This window comes from Terriglobia bacterium (genome assembly GCA_020073185.1).
Lineage (GTDB): Bacteria > Acidobacteriota > Terriglobia > Terriglobales > Acidobacteriaceae > JAIQGF01.
Genome location: JAIQFT010000038.1, coordinates 15,892 through 38,065, shown reverse-complemented (window position 1 = coordinate 38,065; position 22,174 = coordinate 15,892). Strand labels below are relative to the sequence as shown.

Genomic DNA, 22,174 nt, shown 5'->3' with positions numbered 1-22,174 from the left:
CCGCAGTGCCAAAGCACGACTTGCGGAAGCCCTGGAACAGGCCGCTGCGGAAGCGATCTCGTCGATTACTGCCGACAACGCTGTCGCTTGGTTCCGCCACTGCGGCTACAGGGTACAGCAACCATGAATCCGCTCTAGTAATTTCAATCGCCGCAACGTTCGTTTGGTCGCAGAAAAACTACCAAATCACTACCTTACGAAATTACCAATCACGCGATCGGGCCCAGTTTGGCTCGCTCGGCGTGCGAGCGGATCGCCTCCAGGATATCCAGCGCCGCCTTGAGCGCCCGCCTTCCGTCCTCCAGTGACACTACCGGAGGTGTGCGGCGGCGAACCGCATCGAGGAAAGATGACAGCTCCGCCTGCAGCGGCTCTTGCTGCGTGACCTTGGGCTTCTCGATCTTGAATTGCGGCGGAATTCCCAGCGCTTTTTTTGCGTGGGTGGCGACGGCTCGCTGGATCTCTTCCAGGTTGAACATGCCGGCTTTGCCTTTGGCGCGCGAGGCGGCAGCTTCCTGAATCTGCGGGTCGACGCTGATCACCAGCACATCCTGGCGCGAATAATCCACCGACACATATTGCCGCGGCTGGAAAAAGCGCAGCTTGCGCACGCGCTCGGTGCTGACGCGGCTGGCGGTGAAGTTGGCCACGCACCCGCTTTCGAATTCCATGCGCACGTTGGCGATGTCCACCTTCTCGGACAGGATCGGAAGGCCGACGGCACGCACCTCGGTCACCGGCGAATTGACGAAGGAGAGCACGATGTCCAAATCGTGGATCATCAGGTCGAGCACCACGTCCACGTCGAGCGCGCGCGGGCCGAACGGGCTGAGGCGGTGGACTTCGAAGAACATCGGCCGGGTGACGATGGGGATGGTGGCGCGCACCGCCGGATTGAAGCGCTCCAGATGGCCGACCTGAGCAATACGGCCGGCCTCGCGCGCGGCGCGGATCAGGTCATCGGCTTCCTCCAGGGTCGCGGCAAGTGGCTTTTCGATGAGCACATGCGCGCCGGCCTGCAGGAGCGCCTTGGCGACCGCGCAGTGTTGCACCGTGGGTACCGCGACGGAGGCGGCGTCCACGCGCACGGTGTCGAGCAATTCCTGGAGCGAGCGGTAAGCGCGCGCGCCGAACTGTCGGGCGAGGGCCTCGGCGCGGGCGGCGTCGCTGTCCACGATCGCCACCAACTCGACGGCCTCACCGCGCTTCTGCAACTCGTGATAGACGCGCGCGTGGTTGCGCCCGAACGCCCCGGCGCCGACGACCGCTACCGCGAGTCGGAGATCTTGCGATTGGCCAGTCACGGGAATGAAGAATCAAGAAGTAAGAAGTAAGAATTCAGGAGTCAGGATTCAGAGCCGCCGTGCGCAGTTGTCATTAATTCTTAACTTCTTACTTCTTCATTTCTTCGTTGCCTTCTTCAGCACCGCCATCTGCCCAGCGTGATACAGATGATGTTGCACGACGCCGTACAGCATGAACGAGTTACTGTAATTTTTTCCCGGCACAGTCATTCCGAGTTCGTCATTGCTCATCGATTTGAGCTTGGCGAGCAGCTCCTGCTGTGCCGCACGGAAGCGCGCGACCGCCTCTTGCCAGGATGCCTCGCTGGTGTCGCTGACCGGCGGCCAGTCGTCGGCGCCGTCGAGTTCGACGGCTTGTCCGCCGAGGCGGAGTATCGGGGCGCGGGTCCAGACGGTGATGTGGTTCAGGATTTCCCAGATGCTGTGCGCGTCGGCAATGGGATGTGCCGCCGCCGTGGGCGCGTCCACGTCCTGGAGGATCTCCAGCACCGCAGGCCCGTGCCACGCGTTGCCTTCTACGGCACGACGAAGCTGCTCGGCAATACGTACGATTTCCGCTGCCATATGAAAACTCTCCGTAGAGACGGTACCACGGATTGCGATAGCGTCTAGAGTGCCGAAAACGGCCTAATCCGCCAGCACGCAAATCCCCGCCGCGTTGGCCGCCTCGATCACCTGCTCGCCGTCAATCAGCAAGCACTTGCCGGCATCAATCGCCAGGCAGGTTGCGTCCGCGGCCCGCATCGTCTCAATCGTCCTCACGCCCACTACCGGCACGTCGAAACGCATGTCCTGTTGCGGCTTTGCCACCTTCACCACCGTCAAGTTCCGGCTCAAGGTGGAAGCGTCGCCGGTCATGGCGCGCATGATCTGGGCGGCGCGCTCGATGGTGGCGTCGGTGCCCTCCATCGCTTCCACGGCGACGCAAGCCGCGCCGGCAATCACCACCGTCTGCCCGATGTCGTACCGCGCCAGGTGCCGCCCCACGCTTCGCCCGTACGCTGCGTCGCTTAACTCCTGCTCGGTAGGCCCGCGCCGCGTCAGCACTCCGGCGCGCGCCAACAAGGGCTCCAGCAGTTCGGTGGAATTCATCAGCATGATGCCTTCTTCCTCGAGGACCTTGGCGATGGCGCCGATCAGCGAGTCGGTATTGCGCGTGGTCAGTGAGAGTAGCAGCTTGGCCAATCTCCAATCCGGGCGGATGCTGGAAAAAATCTGCTTGTGCTTGACCTGCCCCGCCATGACCGCGCGCCGCACGCCCGCACGCTTCAGGATTTCAATCAGCTTCGACAATTCCCCCAGCGACAGCCAATGCACCGAGACGGCGCCATGCAGCTCGATATCGGGCAACGTCTCTTCCCGGATGGCGGCCACCACCACGTCCAGTCCGCGGGCGCGGGCCGCGTCCAGCACCAACAGTGGGAAGCTGCCGTTACCCGCGATGAGCCCAATTTTTTCCGCTGCCATGGGTGCATCAGTGTACTCGCGGGCCACACGCGCCGGGAAGCTTCCGCATCTCAAAATCGGTGCGCTTGCGCCGGGAACCATTTACCCTGTTGGGTCCGACAACCCGGACCGACGCTATCCGTATCGCAACATGGTGCGGAGTTCGCCAGCGCAGTATCAGTTGGGCAGTGGCAAGCGCCGTCGCCGGCAGGACGCCGCTGCCAGAAAGAAAGAAAGAGGAACACCGTTGAGCGGTGATCGTTGCCATCTTCATAGTCGCTCGCAAGCCCTGGTAAGAATCCTGGTCGTCTGCGGCACGCTGTTGTGCGCGACCGCCCTGGGGCAGGGCCTGCCCACCTCAATTGCGGTGAATCCCAGCGCCCCGGCGCCGACGCAATCCCTGCCATCGACATTGACGCCGTCGCAAAATCCACTGTTCGGCAGCGTTTCCTCGGGCAAGCCGACGCCGGGTGTCATGCCGTTGAGCGCGCTGGAGGCAATCGATCGCGGGCTGAAGTACAACCTCTCGCTGATCCTGTCCGCGCAGGCGACCACGGCCGCCCGCGGCGCGCGCTATCGCGCGCTCGCCGATGTGCTGCCCACGCTGACCTCGCATGTCGCCGAATCCGTGCAGGAGATCAACCTTTCGGCCTTCGGCATTCCCGCGCCCGCGGGCACCGGCCCGATCATCGGCCCGTTCAGCGTGTTCGACGCCCGCGTGCTGGCCAGCGGCAGCCTTCTTGACCTCCACGCCCTCAACCAACTGCATGCGCGCAGCGAAGATGTCAACGCCGCGCAGCTCGACCTGCAAAATGTCCGCGACCTGATCGTGCTGGTGGTGGGCGGCACTTACATGCAGGCGCTGGCCGGGCAGGCGCGCATCGCGTCGGTGGAAGCGCAGCTGCAGACCGCGCAGGCGCTCTACCAGCAGGCGCTCGACATGAAAAACGCCGGCGTAGCGCCCGGCATTGACGTGCTGCGCACGCAAGTCGAGATGCAGGCGCAGCAGCAGCGGCTGGTCGCCGCGCGCAACGACTTCGCCAAGCAGAAGCTCACTCTGGAGCGCATTATCGGTCTTTCCGCCGGCCAGGAAATCACCCTGACGGAAAAAATTCCGGTCACGCCAGCGGCGCCGCTTACCCTCGACCAGGCGCTGGGGCGCGCCTATCGCGATCGCCCCGACTACCACGCCGCCGAGGCGCAGGTGCGCGCCGCCCAGCTCCGCCGCAAGGCCGCCATCAGCCAGGCGCTGCCCACGGTGCGCTTCAACGCCGATTACGGGATTCTGGGGCGCCGACCCAGCGAAAATCATCCGACCTACACGACAGCGGCCGCCTTGAACATCCCGATCTTCCAGGGCGGCAAGGTGAAAGGCGAGGTGATGCAGGCGGACGCGCTGCTGCGCCAGCGCGAGGCTGCGCTCGACGATCTCCGCGGCCAGATCGAGTTCGAGATTCACACCTCGTTTCTCGACCTGCAGTCCGCCGCCGAGCAGGTGCAGGTGGCGCAAAGCTCGATCAAGCTGTCGGAAGAGACGCTCACCCAGGCGCGCGACCGTTTTCGCGCCGGCGTGGCGACCACGGTCGATGTGGTGCAGGCGCAGGAAGCGCTGGCCTCCAGCAACGAGAACTACATCAACAGCACCTTCGCCTACAACGTGGCCAAGCTTACGCTGGCGCGTTCGCTCGGAGTCGCGGAGCGCGCGGTCAAGGATTTTCTTGGAGGAAAGCCATAGTGGCAGACTCGGAAGTTGAGCTGAATCACGTCCCGGCGCCTGCGGCCCGCGAGCCGTTTCCCGAGGAGGAAGAGCCTTCGGCGCGGCGACGGGCGCATTCCTATTCTCAGCGGCATCCCGGGGCCAAGTGGGGCCTGCTGCTCGCCGTGATTGCCCTGGCGGCGATTACGGCTGCGGTCTGGCGCTATTACGCCGCGCGCGAAACCACCGACGACGCCCAGGTGGACGCGCACATCGCGCCGGTCAGCGCTCGCGTCAGCGGCACGGTGGTGGCGGTCAATGTTGATGACAACCAAATCCTGAAAGCCGGCCAAGTGCTGGTGCAACTCGACCGCAAGGATTACCAGGTCGCGCTGGAGCGGGCCAAGGCCGACCTCGCCGACGCCGTCGCCGGACATCGCGCGGCAAGAACCGCGGTGCCTATCACCCACACCAACACGGCGAGCGCCTTGGAAGCCGCGCGGGCCACCCTCGTCGCGGCGCAAAAGGATGTCAGCGTGGCGGAGGCACGGCTGCGCGAGGCCGAAGCCAACCACACCAAGGCGGCCCAGGATCTGGAGCGCATGAAGGAACTGGTCGCCAAAGATGAAGTGTCGCGCCAGCAGTACGACACCGCGGTCGCCGCCGAGGAGTCCGGGCGAGCCGCGGTGGACGCGGCGCAAGCCGGCGTCGCCAGCGCGCGCAGTCACGTGGCGCAGGCCGAGGCCCAGGTTCGCTCCGCGCGGACCGCCCCACAGCAGGTCGCCGTCACGGAAGCGCGAGCTGGCGCAGCCGGTGCGAACGTCCAGAAGTACGAGGCGACGGTGGCGCAGGCCGAACTCAATTTGCAGTACACCACCATCAAGGCGCCGGTGAACGGGGTGGTCAGCAAGCGCAACGTCGAGCCCGGCCAGGTGGTGCAGCCCGGCCAGCCGCTGATGTCCATCGTCAACCTGGACGACATCTGGGTCACGGCCAATTACAAAGAAACGCAGCTCGAGTACATGAAAGTCGGCCAACGCGCGACCGTCCACGTGGACGCCTACAACCGCGATTACAAGGGCCACGTGGATTCCATCGGCGGCGGCACGGGCGCGCGTTTCAGCCTGCTGCCGCCGGAAAACGCCACCGGCAACTATGTGAAAGTGGTGCAGCGCGTGCCGGTGAAAGTTGTCTTCGAGCCGCAACAAGACCTCACCGGCCTGCGCCCCGGCATGTCGGTCATTACGACGGTCATTGTGAAATAAGTAAGGGCGATGCCGCAGCGCGACGCAGCCGTCAATCCGTGGATCATCGCCATCTCGGTGATGCTGGGCACGTTCATGGAAGTGCTCGACACCACCGTGGTCAATGTGTCGCTGCCGCACATCGCGGGCAACGTCGGCGCGACCGTAGACGAGGCGACCTGGGTCCTCACCTCTTATCTGGTGGCCAACGCCATCGTGCTGCCCATGACCGGCTGGCTCTCCAACCAGTTCGGACGCAAGCGCATCCTGATGACTTCGATCATCGGGTTTACCCTGTCTTCTTTTCTCTGCGGCATGGCGCCGACCCTGCCCTTCTTGATCGTCTTCCGCATCATCCAGGGCGCCACCGGCGGCGGGCTGCAACCGCTGTCGCAGGCCATCATGCTGGAAGCGTTTCCGCCGGAAGACCGCGGCAAGGCGATGGCCTTCTGGGGGCTGGGCATCGTGGTCGCGCCCATGCTCGGGCCGGTGCTCGGCGGTTGGATCACCGACAACTACAGTTGGCGCTGGATTTTTTATCTCAATCTGCCGGTCGGTATCGCGGCCATGGTCATGTCCAAGCTCTTCATCTTCGATCCCCACTACATCGGCCGCAAAACGCGCGTGGACTGGTGGGGCATTTCTTTCCTGGCGCTGGGCATCGGTGCGCTCCAGATCATGCTCGACAAGGGCCAGGAGGAGGACTGGTTTTCCTCCGACTTCATCCGCGTGCTGATGGTCATCACCGCCGCCGGCCTGGTGTTGTTCGTCATGCGCGAGCTCCGGGAGAGCCAGCCGATTGTGGACCTGCGCGTCTTCAAGGTCCGCACCTACGCCGCCGGCGTTTTTCTCATGTCCGTGGTGGGCTTCGTTCTCTACGGCAGCATCGTGCTGGTCCCGATTTTCCTGCAGACACTCCTCGGCTACCCCTCGCTGCAAGCCGGATGGGCGATGCTGCCGCGCGGTCTCGGCGCATTTATAGCCATGCCGTTCATCGGCGTGCTGATGTCGAAGGTGGAGCCCCGCAAGCTGCTGTTTCTCGGTTTCCTGGTAGCGGCGTACTCGATGTGGGACCTGGGCAGCATCAACCTGAACGCGGGCTACTGGGACGTGTTCTGGCCGCAGTTCATCCAGGGCGTGGCCATGGGCTTCCTGTTCGTGCCGCTGACCACCATCACGCACGATCCCATCCCGAAAGAACGCATGGGCAACGCCACCAGCGTGTTTAACCTGATGCGCAACATCGGGGGCAGCGTCGGCATCGCCATGGTAACCACCATTGTGGCCCGCCGCAGCCAGGCCAACATCAACATCTTCGGTGCCAACGTCACCCCGTTCAGCCCCTCAGCGCAGCAGTTGATCGCGGCCGCTCGCGCCGGCTTCATGGCCAAGGGGATGGATGCTTACACGGCGACCCGGGCGGCGTACGCGGCGGTGTTCGGCATGGTGCAACAACACGCCGCCATGGTGTCGTTTGTCGGAGCTTTTCGCTTGTTGGGGATTATGTTTCTGTGCGTGATCCCGCTGATTTTCTTGATGAAGAAGCCGCGCCATGCGGGTGGAGCGGCGCCGATGCACTAGAGTTTTGTTCGCGAGACCCCGAATGAAAAACACAGAGACGCGGAGACACAGAGGTCGCAGATCAAGAAACTCTGTCTCCGTGGCTCTGTGTTCGTCAGTTTGTTCAAGCTCAGGAAGCGGCGTGCGCGGCTTCGCGGAACTGCGGCAGTACGTCGCGCTCGTAGATCTCCAGCGTCTGCTCTTCCTCGCCGCACATGAGATAAATGTTGAACTGGGTCACGCCGAGCGAAGCCAGCTTGCGCAGCTTCTCGCGATGCGCCTCCACCGGCCCGACAAGGCAGAAACGGTCCACGACATCGTCATTCACGAATTCCGCGTTGTTGCTGCCCACCTCGCAATGGTGCAGGTAGTCGTATCCGCCGCGGTTCTGCACGTAGGAGGTCAGCGCCGGCGGCAATTGGTCCTGCGGATACTTCGCCAGCAAATCCACGACGTGGTTGGAGACCAGCGCCGGAAACCAGCGCACGTGCTCGCGCGCCGTCTTCAGGTCGCCGGACACCCAAACTGGCGCCGCCGCCATGATTTCGATCGCCTTGGGATCGCGGCCCGCTTCCTGGGCGCCCTGGCGCACGAATCCGACGCACCACTCGATCAGGTCAGGCTCGGCAAATTGCAGGATGACACCGTCCGCGATGCGCCCGGCCAGGTTCAGCACCTTGGGGCCGTAGCCAGCGATCCACACCGGCGGCGCGCCCGGCGACCACGTCAATTTCGCCGGCTGCCCGTCGTACTCAATTTCCTTGCCGGAGGTGAGCGCGCGGAACTGCTCGATCGCATTACCGAGTTGTGCGACCGTCACCGGCTTTTTCCCAAGCACGCGCCGCGAACTGTCGCCGCGCCCGATGCCAAGCTGCATGCGCCGTCCGGAAATCAGGTCCAGCGTCGCGAACATGCTCGCGGTCACCGTGATGTCCCGCACTGCGGGGTTGGTGACGCAGGGTCCGATCTTCATGCGGTGGGTGTTGGCGGCCATGAGCGTCATCAGCGGGTAGGGGTCCATCCACAGCACGTGGGAGTCGAAGATCCAGCCGTACTCGAAGCCGGCTACCTCCGCCTGCCGCGTCAGGCTGAGGATGCGATCCACGGTCATGTCGGGCTTGAACGTAATGCCGAACTTCATGCGCCCTCCCCCAGAACCCCAAGAGGCGCGGATTCTATTACAACGGAGATTCACAAGCCAGTAGCTTAAGGGAGTTGGCGGAGGAAGTCGGCGGGTGAGCAGACATTCACGGAGTGGCGGCCGCGCGTCGGCTTAAAGTCTCGAATGTTACCGGTAATCAGGGCATCGGCCTGGCCGGCAGCGGCGACCTCAAGGAACGGAAGGTCGGTTGAATCGGGCAACCACACATCCAAGACTCCAGCAGTGACCTGTTCCCCGTCTCGGATTATGTATTCGAGAATGCGATCAACCTCGAAGGTGTGAAAACCGAACGCGGGACGAGCCAGAACCTCGAGGTATTCACTCACGATGCGATGGTCGTACAGCACAACAAAGACGTCGGCAACCATGAATTCCAGGATTCTACCGGGAGGGCCGTGAGACTTGAGGAGGCCAGACACGAGAACGTTCGTGTCCAACACGACCCTCATGACGATTTACGCTTGGCGCGGACCGCGCGAATCTCCGCGTCAATGTCGGCCGGCGAAAGCTTTCCCAGGCCGCGGCGGGCCGCTTCTTTGCGTATCCGCGAGAGCGCCCGTTGGGCTCTTGCCTGGCGGATGATGTGGGCCGTTTCCTCCAGATCGTCTTCCTTGACGCCGAGCATCATGGCGATCGGCTTGCCGTTCGCCGTCAGCACCAGGTCCTCTTTTTGCACCAGCTTGCGCACGTAGCCCGGCCGATTCCGCAGCTCTCGCGTAGTCAGAAATTTCATGGCGCACCTCCGTAGCCGATATGGCTACGATAGCGCGACGACGGGAGATACGTCAATCCCGGAGAGGGGTACCACAAAGGCGGACGCGGGCGAGCACGCACTCCAACCGAATACTCGAGAGGCGCGGATTCTAGCGTAGAATGGCAAGTCGCCAGTTTCTAAAAAACGGTTATGAAGGCAGCCTCTATCAAGGCACTTGTAATTGCCATCATGTTGTTTCCCTTCCTGTGGGTATTTGGGTTCTATCTCTTAGTCTTCCTGCTTAAGTGGACCATCCTGCGGAGCGTGCAATGGGAGCGGCCGCCTTACATTGCACTTGTTGTCGCTCCGCTCGCCGCAGCTTGGATTTCGTTTCGCATTTACCGGTACTTGAAGAGATATTTCGAGAACTGGCAACCTCTGTTCCCGGAGCGCTGAAATGGCATTCGACACGATCATCGCCAACGGCACGATTGCAACCGCCGTAGATACCTACAACGCCGACATCGGCATCACGGACGGCAAGATCGCCTCCATCGCCGCCTCGCTCCCGCGCGAGCAGGGCAAGAACGTCATTGATGCCAGGGGCAAGTACGTTTTTCCCGGCGGCATTGACGTCCACACCCATCTCGACATGCCTTTCGGCGGCACCACCAGCTCCGACGATTTCGCTACCGGCACGCGCGCCGCGCTCTACGGCGGCACCACCACGCTGATCGATTTTGCCATCCAGGGCAAGGGCCAGAGCCTGCGCACCGCCTTCGATACCTGGATGAAAAAGGCCGACGGCAAGGCGCATTGCGATTACGGGTTCCACTGCATCATCACCGACCTGCCCGACGCCTGCATCGAGGAAATGGGCCAGATGGTGCGCGAGGGCGTTTCGACGTTTAAGTTGTTCATGGCCTATCCCGGCGTGCTGATGCTCGACGATGGCAGCATCTTCAAGGCGCTGCGCGCCACCGCGAAAAACGGCGGCATGGTCTGCATGCACGCGGAAAACGGCAACGCCATTGACGTGATCGTGCAGCAGGCGCTGGCGGAAGGAAAAACCGCGCCCAAGTATCACGCTCTCACCCGCCCGACCACGGCGGAAGCGGAGGCGGTCAGCCGCGCCATCGCGCTAGCCGAAATGGCGGGCGCGCCGTTGTACATCGTCCACCTCAGTTGCAACGACGCGCTGGGAAAAGTCCGCGAGGCGCGCGATCGCGGTCTGCCGGTTTACGCCGAAACCTGTCCGCAATATCTTTATCTTTCGATCGAAAATTTCGATGTGCCCGGCTTCGAAGGCGCCAAGTACGTCTTCACTCCGCCGCTGCGTGAGAAGTGGCACCAGGACAAGCTCTGGCAAGGGCTGAAGCACGACCAACTGCAAGTGGTTTCCACCGACCACTGCCCGTTCTGCTACAAGGAGCAGAAGGAAATGGGCAAGGGCGATTTCACCAAGATTCCCAACGGCGGCCCCGGCATCGAGCACCGCCTGAGCCTGGTCTATTCCGGCGGAGTCGCCTCGGGACGCTTCAACGTCAACCGCTTCGTCGAAATCGTCTCCACCACGCCCGCGAAACTGTTCGGCCTCTACCCGCGCAAGGGCGCGATTGCTGTCGGCAGCGACGCTGACCTCGTCGTTTTCGATGCCAAGCGCAAGCACACCATCAGCGCCAAGACGCACCACATGAGGGTGGACTACAGCATGTTCGAAGGGATCACGGTCACCGGCATGCCGGACCTGGTGATGTCACGCGGGCGCGTGGTGGTGGAGGGAGATAAATTTCACGGCAAGCCGGGCACGGGAAACTTCCTGAAACGGGCGGCGTATTCCGGGGCGTAGAAGAAGATTGACCACGGATGCACACGGATCGGAAAAGAAATGAAGAATTAAGAATGCAGAATGGAGAATGGAACTGCGGTCGCCGTTTGCTTTCTCATTCTGACTTCCGGACTTCTTAAATCTTACTTCTTTCAGATCCGTGTAAATCCGTGGCGATCCGTGGTTTGTTTTCGGTCTTAGTGCTGGTGGTACTCGTACTCTCGGTACAGGGTGTACACCAGGTAAGTGGTGGCTCCGGCGACCTTTTCCTGGTACGCGGTGTCCACAATTTGAATGCGCCCGTGTTGCTGTTCGGCGATGTGTTCGGCTTCTTCCTTGGTGTCGGCATCGCCCTTAAAATCGCGCCAGCCGCCGGCCGCGGCCGCCGGGTCGAAGGCGAACACCAGATAACGTTTCAGCGCCATGTCGAGCCTCCCTACGAGGAGTGCGGCAGGGATTCTAGCAGGTCAGGCCGGGTACTGGCTCGCTGATACTTGCTGTGCCTTACCTTGACCCGTCTGCTATCATTTCCCACTTCCCGACCAACGGGACGGCTACGGGGGAGACTTGCCTAGTCAGCGACAGGTCAGATGGGCGCAATTGCGCGTGGGTCTGTTGGTAATTTTCGCCAGCATCGCTCTGGCGGTCCTGATTTTCCTGATGACCGGCCCCAGCGGGATGTTCACCAAGAAAATCCTGGTCAGCGCCTACGTCGACAACGCCGGCGGCTTGCGCGTCGGCGCCCCGGTGCGCCTGGAGGGGGTGGACATCGGCAACATCACCGCCATCACGGTCGTCCCCAGTCACGGCCTGACCCCGGTCCAGGTCACCATGAAGCTCAGCACCAAGTACAAGGGCGCGTTGAAGAAGGACTCCGTCGCCAGCCTGTCCACCGCCGGCGTGCTCGGCGAAACCTTCATGGACATTGACTCCCGCGCCGCCACCGGCCCTCCGGCTCAAACCGGCGACATCCTGCCCACCAAGGTCAGCCCGCAATTGCAGGATGTGGTACGCTCCAGCCAGAGCACGCTGGAGAACGTGGACATCCTGGTCCGCCGCGTGGACCGCATCCTCACCCAGATCGAGAGCGGCAACGGTTCCATCGGCAAGTTGATTTACGACGAGGCCCTGTACGCCCGCCTCAACAACACCCTCACGGAAGTGCAGAGCATGGTGACGCAGATCAGCGAGGGCAAGGGCAGCGTCGGCAAGCTCATCTACAGCGAGGAACTCTACGACAAGGCCAAAGCGTCGCTGGACAGCCTCGACAAGATCATCGACGAGGTCAACCAGGGCAAGGGCAGCTTCGGCAAGTTCCTCAAGGATCCCACGCTGTTTGACAACGCCAACGCTACCATCGCCAAGGCCAACACCCTAATCGGCGACATCAACGCCGGCAAGGGCGCGTTGGGCAAGTTCGCCGCCGATCCCGAGTTCGCGCGCAAGCTCGACAACACCATGACCAAGCTGTCCTCCATCGCCGACAAGATCGATTCCGACAAGGGCACCGCCGGCCTGCTCCTCACCGATCCCAAGGTCTATAACAACACCGAACAGATGCTGGTGGAAACCCGCAACCTGGTCAAAGCCATCCGCGAAAATCCCAAGAAGTACCTCACCATCCACTTCAAGATTTTCTAAGAGGTTCGCGGGCGCTGGCCTGGGAGCAGTTGACGATAAGCTAATTAGCTAATATGGTTAGCTAGGTATGTATACCGTACATCAAGCGAAAACCAACCTGTCTCGCCTCATCGCCGATGCTCAAGCCGGCAAGGAAGTGGTGATTGCACGCGGCAAGACTCCGGTCGTTAAGCTGGTTGCTGTCGGCAGCAGCCGCAAGAGGCGCATTCCGGGGAAATATAAGGGCCGCATCTCGATCAAACCCTCGTTTTTCAACCCGATGACCGATGAAGAGTTGAAGGACTGGGGCTACGAGTGAGGCTGTTGCTCGACACCCACGCGCTGCTTTGGTGGTTGTTGGACGATCCATCGCTGTCAGCCAAGGCGCGCCGCGCCATCGCGACGACCGACAATGAAATCTTTGTTTCTGCCGCGTCCCCGTGGGAAATGGCAATCAAGAACAAGCGCGGGAAGCTGGACGTTCAGGACCTGCTCGATCGTTTGACGCAGGAACTGGAGGAAGAAGGCTTCCGCGTGCTGCCCATCTCGATTGAACACGCGCTCCGGGCTGGAGCGCTCGTCGAGCACCACCGAGATCCGTTTGACCGCATGTTGGTCGCGCAGGCTCAGGCAGAGCATCTTCCCATCCTCAGTAATGACGCCGTGTTCGACCGCTACGGCGTCAGACGCATCTGGTAACCGGGGATAATCACAGCCGATCATGATCGCGCGTGCCAGGGTGTTCTTAGCTATCGGCCATGGGCGCTTTACCCTTCCGCTTTGCGGCTGTACACTCATCGGTTCACATATCCACTCCGAGGTTTCCTATGCGCTGTCTTCGATTTATTCCGGTGCTGCTGTTCTTGGTGTCGGTGTGCGGTGCGCAGACCGCATCCAACCCATCCGGCTTCTCGCTACCCTCCGACCTGCCCACCATCACAGCCTTCGACGTCAGCGCCATGGATAAATCCGTGGATGCCTGCACCGACTTCTACCAATACGCTTGTGGCGGCTGGATGGCCAAGAATCCGGTTCCTCCCGACCAGGCCATCTGGGGACGCTTCAGCCAACTCCAGGAGCGCAATCGCGACGTGCTGCACGCCATCCTGGAAAAGGCCGCGCAGCCGGATGCCAAGCGCAGCGCCGTGGTCCAGAAAATCGGCGACTTCTACGCCTCCTGCATGGATGAGGCGAAGGCGAATACCCTCGGCGCCAAGCCCTTGCAATCGCAACTCGACCGCATCGGCAAAATTGCCAGCCGCGCTGAACTCATCACCACGGTGGCGTATCTGCAGAGCGTCGGCGTCCCCGTGCTCTTCCAGTTCGGGCCCTCGGCGGACTTACACAAAGCCAGCCTGACCATTGGCCAGGTCAACCAGGGTGGCCTGAGCCTGCCCGACCGCGATTACTACCTCAAGGACGATGCCAAGTCCGTCGAGACCCGCGAGAAGTACCTGGCCCACGTCACGAAGTCGCTCGAGTTGCTGGGCGATAATCCCCGAACCGCTGCTGCTGAAGCCAAGGCCGTCATGAGCATCGAAACCGCGCTGGCCAAGGCATCGATGGACCGCGTGGAGTTTCGCAAGCCGGAAAACCGCGACCATCCCATGACGCCGCAGCAGCTTGCGCAGCTCGCGCCGGCCTTCGATTTCCAGCGGTACTTCGTAGCCACCTCGGCGCCACCGTTGGAGAAGGTGAACGTCACCAATCCCGAATTCTTCAAGCAGACCAGCGCCCAGCTCGAGTCCATCTCTCTGAACGACTGGAAATCGTACCTGCGCTGGCATGTAGTTCGCCACGCGTCGCCATGGCTCTCCACTCCCTTTGTGACGGAGGAATTCGGGTTCTACCAGCAGTACCTGCAAGGACAGAAAGAACAACAGGCGCGCTGGAAGCGCTGCGTACGGTTGACCGACCAAAAGCTCGGCGAAGCTCTCGGCCAGCCCTACGTGGACCTCACCTTCGGCGCGGAAGGCAAACAACGCACCCTCAAAATGGTGGAGGAAATCGAGAAGGCCATGGGCGAAGACCTGCAGTCCCTCTCCTGGATGACGCCGGAGACAAGGAAGGCCGCCGCCGTCAAGCTCGCCGGGATCAGCAACAAGATTGGCTATCCTGACAAGTGGCGCGACTATTCCAAGGTCAACGTCGTTCGCGGCGACTTCCTTGGCAACCTCAACCGCGCCGACAACTTCGAGCGCATGCGCCAGTTGAACAAGATCGGCAAGCCCACCGACAAACTGGAGTGGGGCATGTCGCCGCCCACCGTCAACGCCTACTACAACCCGCCGCAGAACAACATCAATTTCCCCGCCGGCATCCTCCAGCCGCCCTTCTATGACAACAAGATGGACGACGCAGTGAACTTCGGCGGCATTGGTGCGGTGATTGGCCACGAACTTACCCACGGCTTTGACGACCAGGGCAGCAAGTACGACGCGGTGGGCGATCTGCGCAATTGGTGGACTGAGGCCGACAAGGCCGAGTTCGAAAAACGCACCTCCTGCATCTCCGACGAGTACGACCAGTTCGTCGCAGTGGAAGACGTGCACCTCAAGGGGCGGCTCACGCTCGGTGAGAACACCGCCGACAACGGCGGCATCCGCCTCTCGCTGATGGCGCTGCGCAACAAGATGGCAGAAGAAAAGCACACGCCCAAGCCGATTGACGGCTTTTCCCCTGAGCAGCGCTTCTTCCTCTCCTTTGCCCAGATCTGGTGCCAAAACGTCAACCCCGCGCAGGCGCGGTTGCGTGCGCTCACCGATCCGCATTCGCCAGGCCGCTACCGCGTCAACGGCGTGGTGTCGAACATGCCGGAGTTTCAGCAGACTTGGGGCTGCAAGCCGGGCCAGCCGATGGTCCGCGCCAACGCCTGCCGCGTCTGGTAACGGCAGTGCGGCACACGCCCGAGAAGGTCGTCATCCTGAGCTCGCGCACGCTGATCGCGCGAGTTCAGGATCTTGTAATTTCCTTACGCCCGCGCCAACCACCATCGACAAAAAAGCCCGGCCTCTTCGCCGAGCTTTCTAGAACTGAAGCCGAAACTCAGAACAAGACAAATCTCTTCTTTTTCTTCAGCTTGTCCTTCGCTCCGTGCACCTCCGCCGTGGTGAGGATGGGCTTGGTCTGGTTCGGGCTGGCGCCGGAGTCCACGAATCCCGGCTTGATGTCGATGTACGCCTGCTCTCGCAGCTTGGTCAGGTAGTCGCGCAGCGCGGGCTGCAATTTCTGGAAGTAAATCGCTTCCTGGATATTGGGCTCCACGGTTTTCAGCGGAGGCACGCCGGCCGCCAAGTGCTCCGTCACCTTCAGGATGACGAATCCCTGCTTGGTGCGGATCACGTCGGTGACATCGCCCGGCTTCATGGCGAACGTGCGGTCTTCCAGTTCCTTTGCCATCGTGCCGCGCTTGAACTCGCCCAGGTCACCGCCCTGCTGCGCCGACGGCCCGTCGGAATACTTCTTCGCCACGTCCTCGAAGTGTTCGCCACGCTTGATCGCCGCCAGCGCCGCTTCCGCTTTCTTCTGCGCCGATTCCAGAGTTTGCGTATCGGGCTGCGCCGGGTTGTTCTTGTCCACGCTGGGCTGTTGCGTCGAAATCAGGATCTCGCTCAAGCGCACTGTCTCCGGACGCGTGAACTCATTCTGGTGCCCGTCGTAAAAAGCCTTGATCTCGTCCGGCGTGACCTGCACGTGCGACCCGACGTCGCGCTGGATCACTTGCTGGGTGACGATCTGATTCTTCAGGTTCTGCTTAAAATCCTCGTAGGACACTCCCTGGGCTTGCGCCGCCTTTTCCAGCGCCTCCATGCTGTCCAGGTTCATGGATTTCCGAATTTCATCCAGCCGCTTGATCAGCTCCGTGTCCCCCGTGATGCCCAGGTCCTGCGCCTTCTGCACCAGCAGTTGCTGGTCGATCATGTCGCGCAGCAAATCCTTGGTGCGCTTGGCCAGCTCCTGGTCGGCCGCAGTCCCGGTGCCAAGCTTCTCCGCCACCTCGCGCTTGGTCTCCTCCAGGCTCTTCAGCACCTCGGACCGGGTGATGATGCCGCTGTTCACGCGTACGATGATTTCCTCGACCACCGAATCGGCGGCGAAGGCGGCGGCGCACACCAGGCCAGCGCCGGCCAGCAATACGACGGATTTTCTTAGAATACGTTTCATGGCCTACCCGCTCGGATTTCCCAGGACTGCATCTGAATTTTACATGGCGGGGGCAGCCGCGGGCTAGCGAGGGAGCGGCTTTTTGCTATGCTTTCCAACTCCCGAGGTTGCGCATGAAAACCCGTTTGCTCCTGATCGCGCTTCTCCTGGCCTGCATGTCCGCCGCGCAAGTCGGCGAAGAGAAAATTCCCGACCTCGCCCGGCTCAACGCCATGGCCGCCCGCTTCGCGCCCACGCCCCTGCACGTGGACACTGCCCGCCTCTCCACCGGCGACCGGAAAGCGCTGGTCAAACTCATCCAGGCGGCGCGCCTCCTCGACACCATCTACATGAACCAGCTCTGGAGCGGTGACCTTGCCCTCTATAAGAAGCTCCAGGCGGATAAAACTGCGCTCGGCCGGGCGCGCCTGCACTATTTCTGGCTCAACAGAGGCCCCTGGTCCGATCTCGACGAATTCCGCGCCTTCATTCCCGACGTGCCCGCGCGCAAGCCGCTCGGCGCCAACTTTTATCCGCTCGACATGACGAAGGACGGCTTCGAGCAATGGCTCGCCACGGTTCCCGCCGACCAGCAGGAGCAGGCGAAGGGCTTCTTCAGCGTCATCCACAAGCGCGGCACGGTCATGAGCCTCATGCCCTACAACCAGGAGTACCGCGCCGATCTGGAAAAATGCGCCGCGCTCCTGCGCCAGGCCGCCGCCCTTACCGACAACGCCTCGCTCCAGCGCTTCCTCAGCACCCGCGCCGACGCCTTCCTCTCCGACGACTACTACCAGAGCGACCTTGCCTGGATGGACCTGGACGCGCCGCTCGACATAACTATCGGCCCCTACGAGACCTACACCGACGAACTGTTTGGCTACAAGGCCGCCTACGAGGCTTACATCAACATCCGCGACGACGCCGAATCCGCCAAGCTTGCGGCCTTCTCGCACGCGCTACAGACCATCGAGAACAATCTTCCGGAAGACCCGCAGTATCGCAACTCGAAACTCGGCGCCTCGGCTCCCATCCGCGTGGTCAATGAAATCATCGCCTCCGGCGACGGCGCCCATGGCATCACCACCGCCGCCTACAATCTGCCCAACGACGAGCGCGTGGTGGCGCAAAAAGGTTCCAAGCGCGTCATGCTGAAGAACGTGCAGGAAGCCAAGTTCCGCACCGTGCTGATTTCCATCGCGTCGCGCATGCTGGCGCCCCGCGAGCGCGCCGACGTCAGCTTCGAGCAGTTTTTCACGCATATCCTGGCGCACGAGCTCATGCACGGACTGGGCCCGCGCCAAATCACCGTCAACGGCCAGAGCACCAACCCGCGGCAGCAGCTCAAAGAGCTCTACGGAGCGATTGAAGAAGCCAAGGCCGACGCGACCGGCCTGTGGGCGCTGCAATTCATGATGGACCACGCCACGGAACTGAATCTCACCTCGCTGCTGCACAGCGGTCCGGCCGCCGAGCGCCAGCTCTACACGACTTTTCTGGCTTCGTCATTCCGCTCGCTGCGCTTCGGCTCCAGCGATGCGCACGGCAAAGGCATGGCAATGCAGTTCAACTACATCGCCGACCGCGGCGGCTTCGTGCAGCAGCCCGATGGCGCCTTCGCCGTGGACTCCACGAAGATCAAGCAGGCGGTTCGCGAGCTCACCCACGACCTGCTCACCGTGGAAGCGACCGGCGACTACGCCGGCGCGCAGAAGATGCTGGCCCTCGCCGTCATTCGCCCCAACGTCGCCCAACAGTTGGCGAAGCTCGGCAACGTGCCCGTGGACATCGAGCCCATCTTCGTCACCGCCGACGAACTCGCACCCGAACCCGGCAAGCAAGTCACCCGGCACAAGGGCAAATCTTCCAACTCGCGCCGCAAGCCCCGCCGCCGGCAGTAGGAGGCGTTAGCGGTTCACAGTTTTCGGTAAGAGATCGGTGGGAAGGGCCGCTTACAACCGCGATGCGCGTTTGGACACGCTGCGCCACGAATACAGCCGCAGCAGGCACTCATGGCAACTGCTCAGATGCAGCCCGATAAAGCTCAGTGCGCGCGCTGTCGGTTTTCCAGATGGTAAGCGATCAATCCGCGAGCTGCCACAGCGCGGGCAACGCGAGATGGGCATGAACAGCGCAAATAGGCGATAGACAACGCCCGGCTTCGACATCGAAGTGCGCTCGGCAAAGTTGAGGCGCGCTCGCTCGATTATCGCAGATGAAAGTCCGCTGAGCCGCATGAAACCGAAGTGCTACGGTTCCTCCCAGCGTCCGGCGGAGCGAGAAGGCCGGGGCATGCTGCCCCGGCGCAGGCTCCGATGGAGATTTCGTTTACCGCGACAACCTGCGGCGGAAGCTTCCGGCCAATCCCAACACACCCGTGGCCATTAGGACAAGGGTGCCCGGTTCCGGAACATTGTAGGTGTAGCTGTCGATCGTCGCCGTTCCCGGACCCCAGGAGGAATCAAGCGAATTGATCTGAAACTCCAGCACGTCGCCGGCGCTCACGACGAAGGACAGCAAACCGCTAGCGCTCATACCGTTATTGACGGTGAGCAACGAGTTGCCGTTCAGCAGTACGGCAAAGGGATCGAACATGAAATCCGAGTCCTGCGTGACCGCGCTCCAAGTGAAGCTGACCGTGCCGGCTGAGGCGAAGGTGGTGAAATAGTTCGTGCTGCTGGGAAAACCCCAAGAATCCCAAAAGGCAACACCATAGTCGGCGCCCTGCATGTAGAACCCGCTCGAAGGGTCACTTGTGCACGTGCTGGCACGCGCTGGACAGTCGGGTGTTACAAAACCATTGGAGCTAGCTGATTGGCCCAACGTGAAGTCCCCAGGGTTGAAACTGTCTGCGAGCATGGGAACCGCCACTAGCAACATCATCGTCAGGGCAGCCAGAACTAGTTTGCGCATTTGGTTAATTCTCCCCTCACAGAGGCATTTGGATCGGCCCAGAGGAGGTGAAATCTGCGCTCTGCGCTAGTGTTACCAGCAATTTACACGCCACTCCCGAAAGTCTTTATTCGCTTGTGCTTCCTGACCTTTTGGCGTCCAGGGCGCGGCGAATGGGCAAATTCTTGCAACTTCCGGTCCAACGAAATCCCACCTTTGGGGATGGTGCCGGGGTGAGCGGGCAGGGCGATGAGTTTTTCAACACCAGGCTTTCAGCCCTTCCATGCCCCCAGCGCCTTGCGCACAAGGATGAGCTGGCCTAGGTGGTAGGAGTTGTGGTCGGCGACCAGCAAGGCTTCGCGGAGGATGGTTTGGCCGTCTCCCCAGAGGATAGGTGCAAGCAGGTCGGTCTTGGGATTGGTCACGAGCTTGCGCATGGACGCCAGATCGGTGCGGAACTGGCGCACGCTTTTCACCCACCCACCTGGCGGTGGCGCTGCCGTTTTCGGCCAGTAGCCTGCGGGCCAGGCGAGCGGCCGGTATTGCGAGTTGCGGCTGAAGTCCAGGATGTCCCACTGCGCAATGCGCATATGCTCCAGCAATTGCCAGGCTGTGTGCGGCAGGTTGGGCGGCTTGATGCCGCGGAGCTTGGGCGGGAGCCCGCGAACGGCTTGGTCGAAGGAGGCGTGGGCGCCGCCGCCCGAGAGTAGCCAGGTGAGCCAGTGGCGGAGAGATTTGTCAGGATTCATGGTCGCTCCCAAGAAAAGGTTATCCACGGATTTGCACGATGCACACACGGATCAGACGAAGTCAGAATCAAGAAATCAGAGGTCAGAAAAAATTCGAATGAAAACCTGTGAGTCCGGCGTTGCTATTCTTCACGCTGCACTCTTGGATTCTCAATTGCTTTATCCGTGTTCATCCGTGGGAATCTGTGGTGAATCCTATTGCTTTTTCTTCTTCTGAAAGATTCCAAGGATTCCGCCAATGCCTTGCTGCATGCCTTGCGCGGGCACGGGGACGGTGTTGCCGATGAAGCCGCCGACGTCGGGGAGAAAGACCGGATTCTGGGTGGTGCCCTGGATGAGGAAAGGGATCGGCTTATTAGCCTGGCCGAGGCCGGTGACGCGCTGCAGTCCGCCGACGAGGCTGGCGTTGTTGTTGAGCTTGGCGGCCATGCGGAAGTTCAGCGCGTTGGTGTTGGACAGCGTGCCCGCGCCGGTGATGGCGCCGAGCTCGGGAATGAGGATGGAGAGCGAGTCGGCGCGCATGCCTTCGGGCGCGATCCGCAGGCGCGAGGTCATGGTCTGGATGGTGGTGTCGGAGCCGGTGCGGAGGCCGGCGAGCAAGGCAATGGCGCTCATTTTGGAGCCGAGGTTGAAGTTGGCGAGCTTGAGGTTGGCGGCATCGAGCGTGCCGGTGGTGACCAGCTTGTCGAGGGCGCCGTCGAGCGCGAGGTTGGCGGTCACGGCTCCGGCCTGCAGCGAGGAGCCCGCAGGCAGCGCGACGCCGAGCGCGGGCAGAAGTCCGGCGAGGTCGGTGATGGGAAGGTTCTGGCCGTTGAGCTTAAGGTGGACGACGGCGTCTTGGCCGCGGGCGTCGTAGTTGCCGCTGACATGCGCGACGCAGTTGCCGGTGCGGACTTCACCGCGGGCGAGCGAGCCGACCTGGCGCTTTAGGTCGTAGTCCGATATATAGGACAGGCTAACCGGCTGGCGCGCCGGCGATCCGGTCTTCACCAAGCGCAACTGCTGCGTCTTGACGGCGCCCTCGCTGTGCAGGGTCTTGCCGTCGGAGGAGAGCGTGCCGGTGAAATCCAGCAGGCCGGCGACGCCGGAATCGGCGGGGAGGAGGCCGGTTTTGGCGAGGTCCATGCCGGTGATGACGACGGAGGTCTGCAGCGGAGTGCGCGCGGCGTCGGCGCGGTCAATGGGGCCGGCGTGGCCGTCAATCTTCAGCTTGCCGCCGCCGGGGGTATTGGCTTCGATGGTGAACGGGATGGGCGAGGTGTAGGAGATGTTGCCGGCGTCCAAGGTGAGGTCGTCGTAGGTGGTCGGCGCTTTGCCGACGGCGGCGACCGAGATGCGTCCGTGGACGACGCGGAGTTTCTGTACGGAGAAGCCGGGCCCGGCGGCGGCCGGCTTGGCGGGCGATTCCCTGGTCGCGCCAAGAGAGGAGAAGTTCCATTGTGCGTTGCTGTGGACCAGGGCGACTTCGGGTTCGACGATGGTGATGGAGTGGATGTTGAGGGCGCGGGAGAAGAGGAGCGCGGGCAGGTCGAGTCCGACGTCGAGCGATTTGGCGTGGAGGAAGGGATTGGCGCTGAAAGCGGGATCGTCGGCGATGGAGATGTTTTCGGCGGTGACGCCCCCGGCCATCAGGGAGAGCGAGAGGTGTCCGATTTTGACCTCGCGGGCGAGGGCGGTGCGGAGTTCGGACTCGATGCGGGGGCGAAACGAGTCGGCGTCGAAGAGCAGGGGAAGGGCGATGACGATGATGACGAGGACGGCAACGACGATACCGATGATGATGAGCGCGCGCTTCATGGCGAGCGGAAGCATAATCCTGCCGAGCGGCTAGTGGCT

21 protein-coding genes are annotated in these 22,174 nt (G+C 62.1%); 10 read left to right on the top strand and 11 right to left on the bottom strand.

The features are described from left to right. Window positions 1-209: 209 nt before the first annotated feature. From LAN64_14090 to lpxI, 3 genes are all read right to left on the bottom strand, one after another. Window positions 210-1,304, bottom strand: coding sequence for a Gfo/Idh/MocA family oxidoreductase (locus tag LAN64_14090; GenBank protein MBZ5568968.1), 1,095 nt, complete (start codon window positions 1,302-1,304; stop codon window positions 210-212). 96 nt (window positions 1,305-1,400) lie between these two features. Further along, on the bottom strand, window positions 1,401-1,868 hold the full coding sequence (locus LAN64_14085; GenBank protein ID MBZ5568967.1) for a DinB family protein: 468 nt from the start codon (window positions 1,866-1,868) through the stop codon (window positions 1,401-1,403). 63 nt (window positions 1,869-1,931) lie between these two features. Beyond that, complete coding sequence (gene lpxI, locus LAN64_14080; protein ID MBZ5568966.1) at window positions 1,932-2,771, bottom strand: UDP-2,3-diacylglucosamine diphosphatase LpxI; 840 nt, start codon at window positions 2,769-2,771, stop codon at window positions 1,932-1,934. A 226-nt stretch (window positions 2,772-2,997) separates the two neighbouring features. Here lpxI and LAN64_14075 point away from each other — a divergent pair, with 226 nt between their 5' ends. Genes LAN64_14075 through LAN64_14065 form a run of 3 tightly spaced genes read left to right on the top strand, consistent with a single transcriptional unit; the run spans window position 2,998 to window position 7,271 of the window. Further along, on the top strand, window positions 2,998-4,485 hold the full coding sequence (locus LAN64_14075; protein ID MBZ5568965.1) for a TolC family protein: 1,488 nt from the start codon (window positions 2,998-3,000) through the stop codon (window positions 4,483-4,485). Further along, window positions 4,485-5,711, top strand: coding sequence for an HlyD family secretion protein (locus LAN64_14070; GenBank protein ID MBZ5568964.1), 1,227 nt, complete (start codon window positions 4,485-4,487; stop codon window positions 5,709-5,711). The genes LAN64_14075 and LAN64_14070 overlap by 1 nt, the downstream gene beginning before the upstream one ends. A gap of 9 nt (window positions 5,712-5,720) precedes the next feature. Then, complete coding sequence (locus LAN64_14065) at window positions 5,721-7,271, top strand: DHA2 family efflux MFS transporter permease subunit (GenBank protein ID MBZ5568963.1); 1,551 nt, start codon at window positions 5,721-5,723, stop codon at window positions 7,269-7,271. A gap of 109 nt (window positions 7,272-7,380) precedes the next feature. Here the strand turns inward: LAN64_14065 and LAN64_14060 are convergent, their stop codons facing one another. The 3 genes from LAN64_14060 to LAN64_14050 form a co-directional block, all read right to left on the bottom strand. Continuing rightward, window positions 7,381-8,391, bottom strand: a complete 1,011-nt coding sequence (locus LAN64_14060) for a TIGR03842 family LLM class F420-dependent oxidoreductase (protein ID MBZ5568962.1) — start codon at window positions 8,389-8,391, stop codon at window positions 7,381-7,383. A 65-nt stretch (window positions 8,392-8,456) separates the two neighbouring features. After that, window positions 8,457-8,831 carry a PIN domain-containing protein gene (locus LAN64_14055; GenBank protein ID MBZ5568961.1) on the bottom strand — a complete coding sequence of 125 codons (375 nt, stop codon included), beginning with the start codon at window positions 8,829-8,831 and terminating at the stop codon, window positions 8,457-8,459. 26 nt (window positions 8,832-8,857) lie between these two features. Next, complete coding sequence (locus tag LAN64_14050) at window positions 8,858-9,145, bottom strand: hypothetical protein (GenBank protein ID MBZ5568960.1); 288 nt, start codon at window positions 9,143-9,145, stop codon at window positions 8,858-8,860. Window positions 9,146-9,316: 171 nt separating this feature from the next. Here LAN64_14050 and LAN64_14045 point away from each other — a divergent pair, with 171 nt between their 5' ends. Both LAN64_14045 and hydA read left to right on the top strand, forming a co-directional pair. Next, on the top strand, window positions 9,317-9,562 hold the full coding sequence (locus LAN64_14045) for a hypothetical protein (GenBank protein MBZ5568959.1): 246 nt from the start codon (window positions 9,317-9,319) through the stop codon (window positions 9,560-9,562). 1 nt (window position 9,563) lies between these two features. Beyond that, window positions 9,564-10,955 (top strand): dihydropyrimidinase, encoded by a 1,392-nt coding sequence (hydA, locus tag LAN64_14040; GenBank protein MBZ5568958.1) that lies wholly within the window; start codon window positions 9,564-9,566, stop codon window positions 10,953-10,955. 176 nt (window positions 10,956-11,131) lie between these two features. On the opposite strand, the gene LAN64_14035 is transcribed toward hydA, so the two are convergent. After that, window positions 11,132-11,359: a hypothetical protein gene (locus LAN64_14035; GenBank protein MBZ5568957.1), complete on the bottom strand. Its 228-nt coding sequence runs from the start codon at window positions 11,357-11,359 to the stop codon at window positions 11,132-11,134. 142 nt (window positions 11,360-11,501) lie between these two features. Between LAN64_14035 and LAN64_14030 the strand changes: the two genes are divergently transcribed. The 4 genes from LAN64_14030 to LAN64_14015 all read left to right on the top strand — a co-directional run bounded on the left by LAN64_14030 (window position 11,502) and on the right by LAN64_14015 (window position 15,442). Then, entirely contained in the window at window positions 11,502-12,575 is a 1,074-nt protein-coding gene (locus LAN64_14030; GenBank protein MBZ5568956.1) for an MlaD family protein, read from the top strand. A 67-nt stretch (window positions 12,576-12,642) separates the two neighbouring features. Then, window positions 12,643-12,873: an antitoxin gene (locus LAN64_14025; GenBank protein ID MBZ5568955.1), complete on the top strand. Its 231-nt coding sequence runs from the start codon at window positions 12,643-12,645 to the stop codon at window positions 12,871-12,873. Next, window positions 12,870-13,253, top strand: a complete 384-nt coding sequence (locus LAN64_14020; GenBank protein MBZ5568954.1) for a type II toxin-antitoxin system VapC family toxin — start codon at window positions 12,870-12,872, stop codon at window positions 13,251-13,253. Before LAN64_14025 ends, LAN64_14020 begins: the two co-directional genes overlap by 4 nt. Window positions 13,254-13,381: 128 nt before the next feature. Continuing rightward, window positions 13,382-15,442 carry a M13 family metallopeptidase gene (locus LAN64_14015; protein MBZ5568953.1) on the top strand — a complete coding sequence of 687 codons (2,061 nt, stop codon included), beginning with the start codon at window positions 13,382-13,384 and terminating at the stop codon, window positions 15,440-15,442. A 157-nt stretch (window positions 15,443-15,599) separates the two neighbouring features. Here the strand turns inward: LAN64_14015 and LAN64_14010 are convergent, their stop codons facing one another. Then, window positions 15,600-16,718 (bottom strand): peptidylprolyl isomerase, encoded by a 1,119-nt coding sequence (locus LAN64_14010; protein MBZ5568952.1) that lies wholly within the window; start codon window positions 16,716-16,718, stop codon window positions 15,600-15,602. Window positions 16,719-16,831: 113 nt separating this feature from the next. Here LAN64_14010 and LAN64_14005 point away from each other — a divergent pair, with 113 nt between their 5' ends. Further along, window positions 16,832-18,598, top strand: coding sequence for a hypothetical protein (locus tag LAN64_14005; GenBank protein MBZ5568951.1), 1,767 nt, complete (start codon window positions 16,832-16,834; stop codon window positions 18,596-18,598). 427 nt (window positions 18,599-19,025) lie between these two features. Here the strand turns inward: LAN64_14005 and LAN64_14000 are convergent, their stop codons facing one another. The 3 genes from LAN64_14000 to LAN64_13990 form a co-directional block, all read right to left on the bottom strand. Continuing rightward, complete coding sequence (locus LAN64_14000; GenBank protein MBZ5568950.1) at window positions 19,026-19,610, bottom strand: PEP-CTERM sorting domain-containing protein; 585 nt, start codon at window positions 19,608-19,610, stop codon at window positions 19,026-19,028. A gap of 251 nt (window positions 19,611-19,861) precedes the next feature. Continuing rightward, window positions 19,862-20,338, bottom strand: coding sequence for a DinB family protein (locus tag LAN64_13995; GenBank protein MBZ5568949.1), 477 nt, complete (start codon window positions 20,336-20,338; stop codon window positions 19,862-19,864). Between the two features lie 195 nt (window positions 20,339-20,533). After that, the gene (locus tag LAN64_13990; GenBank protein ID MBZ5568948.1) at window positions 20,534-22,150 is read right to left on the bottom strand and encodes an AsmA family protein; all 1,617 of its coding nucleotides are present in this window, start codon (window positions 22,148-22,150) and stop codon (window positions 20,534-20,536) included. Window positions 22,151-22,174: the final 24 nt, after the last annotated feature.

Excerpts from the sequence above, each read along its gene's own strand:
- LAN64_14085 (MBZ5568967.1), bottom strand. The coding sequence starts at position 1,868 with ATGGCAGCGGAAATCGTACGTATTGCCGAGCAGCTTCGTCGTGCCGTA.
- lpxI (MBZ5568966.1), bottom strand. The coding sequence starts at position 2,771 with ATGGCAGCGGAAAAAATTGGGCTCATCGCGGGTAACGGCAGCTTCCCA.
- LAN64_14065 (MBZ5568963.1), top strand. The coding sequence starts at position 5,721 with ATGCCGCAGCGCGACGCAGCCGTCAATCCGTGGATCATCGCCATCTCG.
- LAN64_14060 (MBZ5568962.1), bottom strand. The coding sequence starts at position 8,391 with ATGAAGTTCGGCATTACGTTCAAGCCCGACATGACCGTGGATCGCATC.
- LAN64_14050 (MBZ5568960.1), bottom strand. The coding sequence starts at position 9,145 with ATGAAATTTCTGACTACGCGAGAGCTGCGGAATCGGCCGGGCTACGTG.
- LAN64_14045 (MBZ5568959.1), top strand. The coding sequence starts at position 9,317 with ATGAAGGCAGCCTCTATCAAGGCACTTGTAATTGCCATCATGTTGTTT.
- hydA (MBZ5568958.1), top strand. The coding sequence starts at position 9,564 with ATGGCATTCGACACGATCATCGCCAACGGCACGATTGCAACCGCCGTA.
- LAN64_14035 (MBZ5568957.1), bottom strand. The coding sequence starts at position 11,359 with ATGGCGCTGAAACGTTATCTGGTGTTCGCCTTCGACCCGGCGGCCGCG.
- LAN64_14025 (MBZ5568955.1), top strand. The coding sequence starts at position 12,643 with ATGTATACCGTACATCAAGCGAAAACCAACCTGTCTCGCCTCATCGCC.
- LAN64_14015 (MBZ5568953.1), top strand. The coding sequence starts at position 13,382 with ATGCGCTGTCTTCGATTTATTCCGGTGCTGCTGTTCTTGGTGTCGGTG.
- LAN64_14010 (MBZ5568952.1), bottom strand. The coding sequence starts at position 16,718 with ATGAAACGTATTCTAAGAAAATCCGTCGTATTGCTGGCCGGCGCTGGC.
- LAN64_14005 (MBZ5568951.1), top strand. The coding sequence starts at position 16,832 with ATGAAAACCCGTTTGCTCCTGATCGCGCTTCTCCTGGCCTGCATGTCC.
- LAN64_14000 (MBZ5568950.1), bottom strand. The coding sequence starts at position 19,610 with ATGCGCAAACTAGTTCTGGCTGCCCTGACGATGATGTTGCTAGTGGCG.
- LAN64_13995 (MBZ5568949.1), bottom strand. The coding sequence starts at position 20,338 with ATGAATCCTGACAAATCTCTCCGCCACTGGCTCACCTGGCTACTCTCG.
- LAN64_13990 (MBZ5568948.1), bottom strand. The coding sequence starts at position 22,150 with ATGCTTCCGCTCGCCATGAAGCGCGCGCTCATCATCATCGGTATCGTC.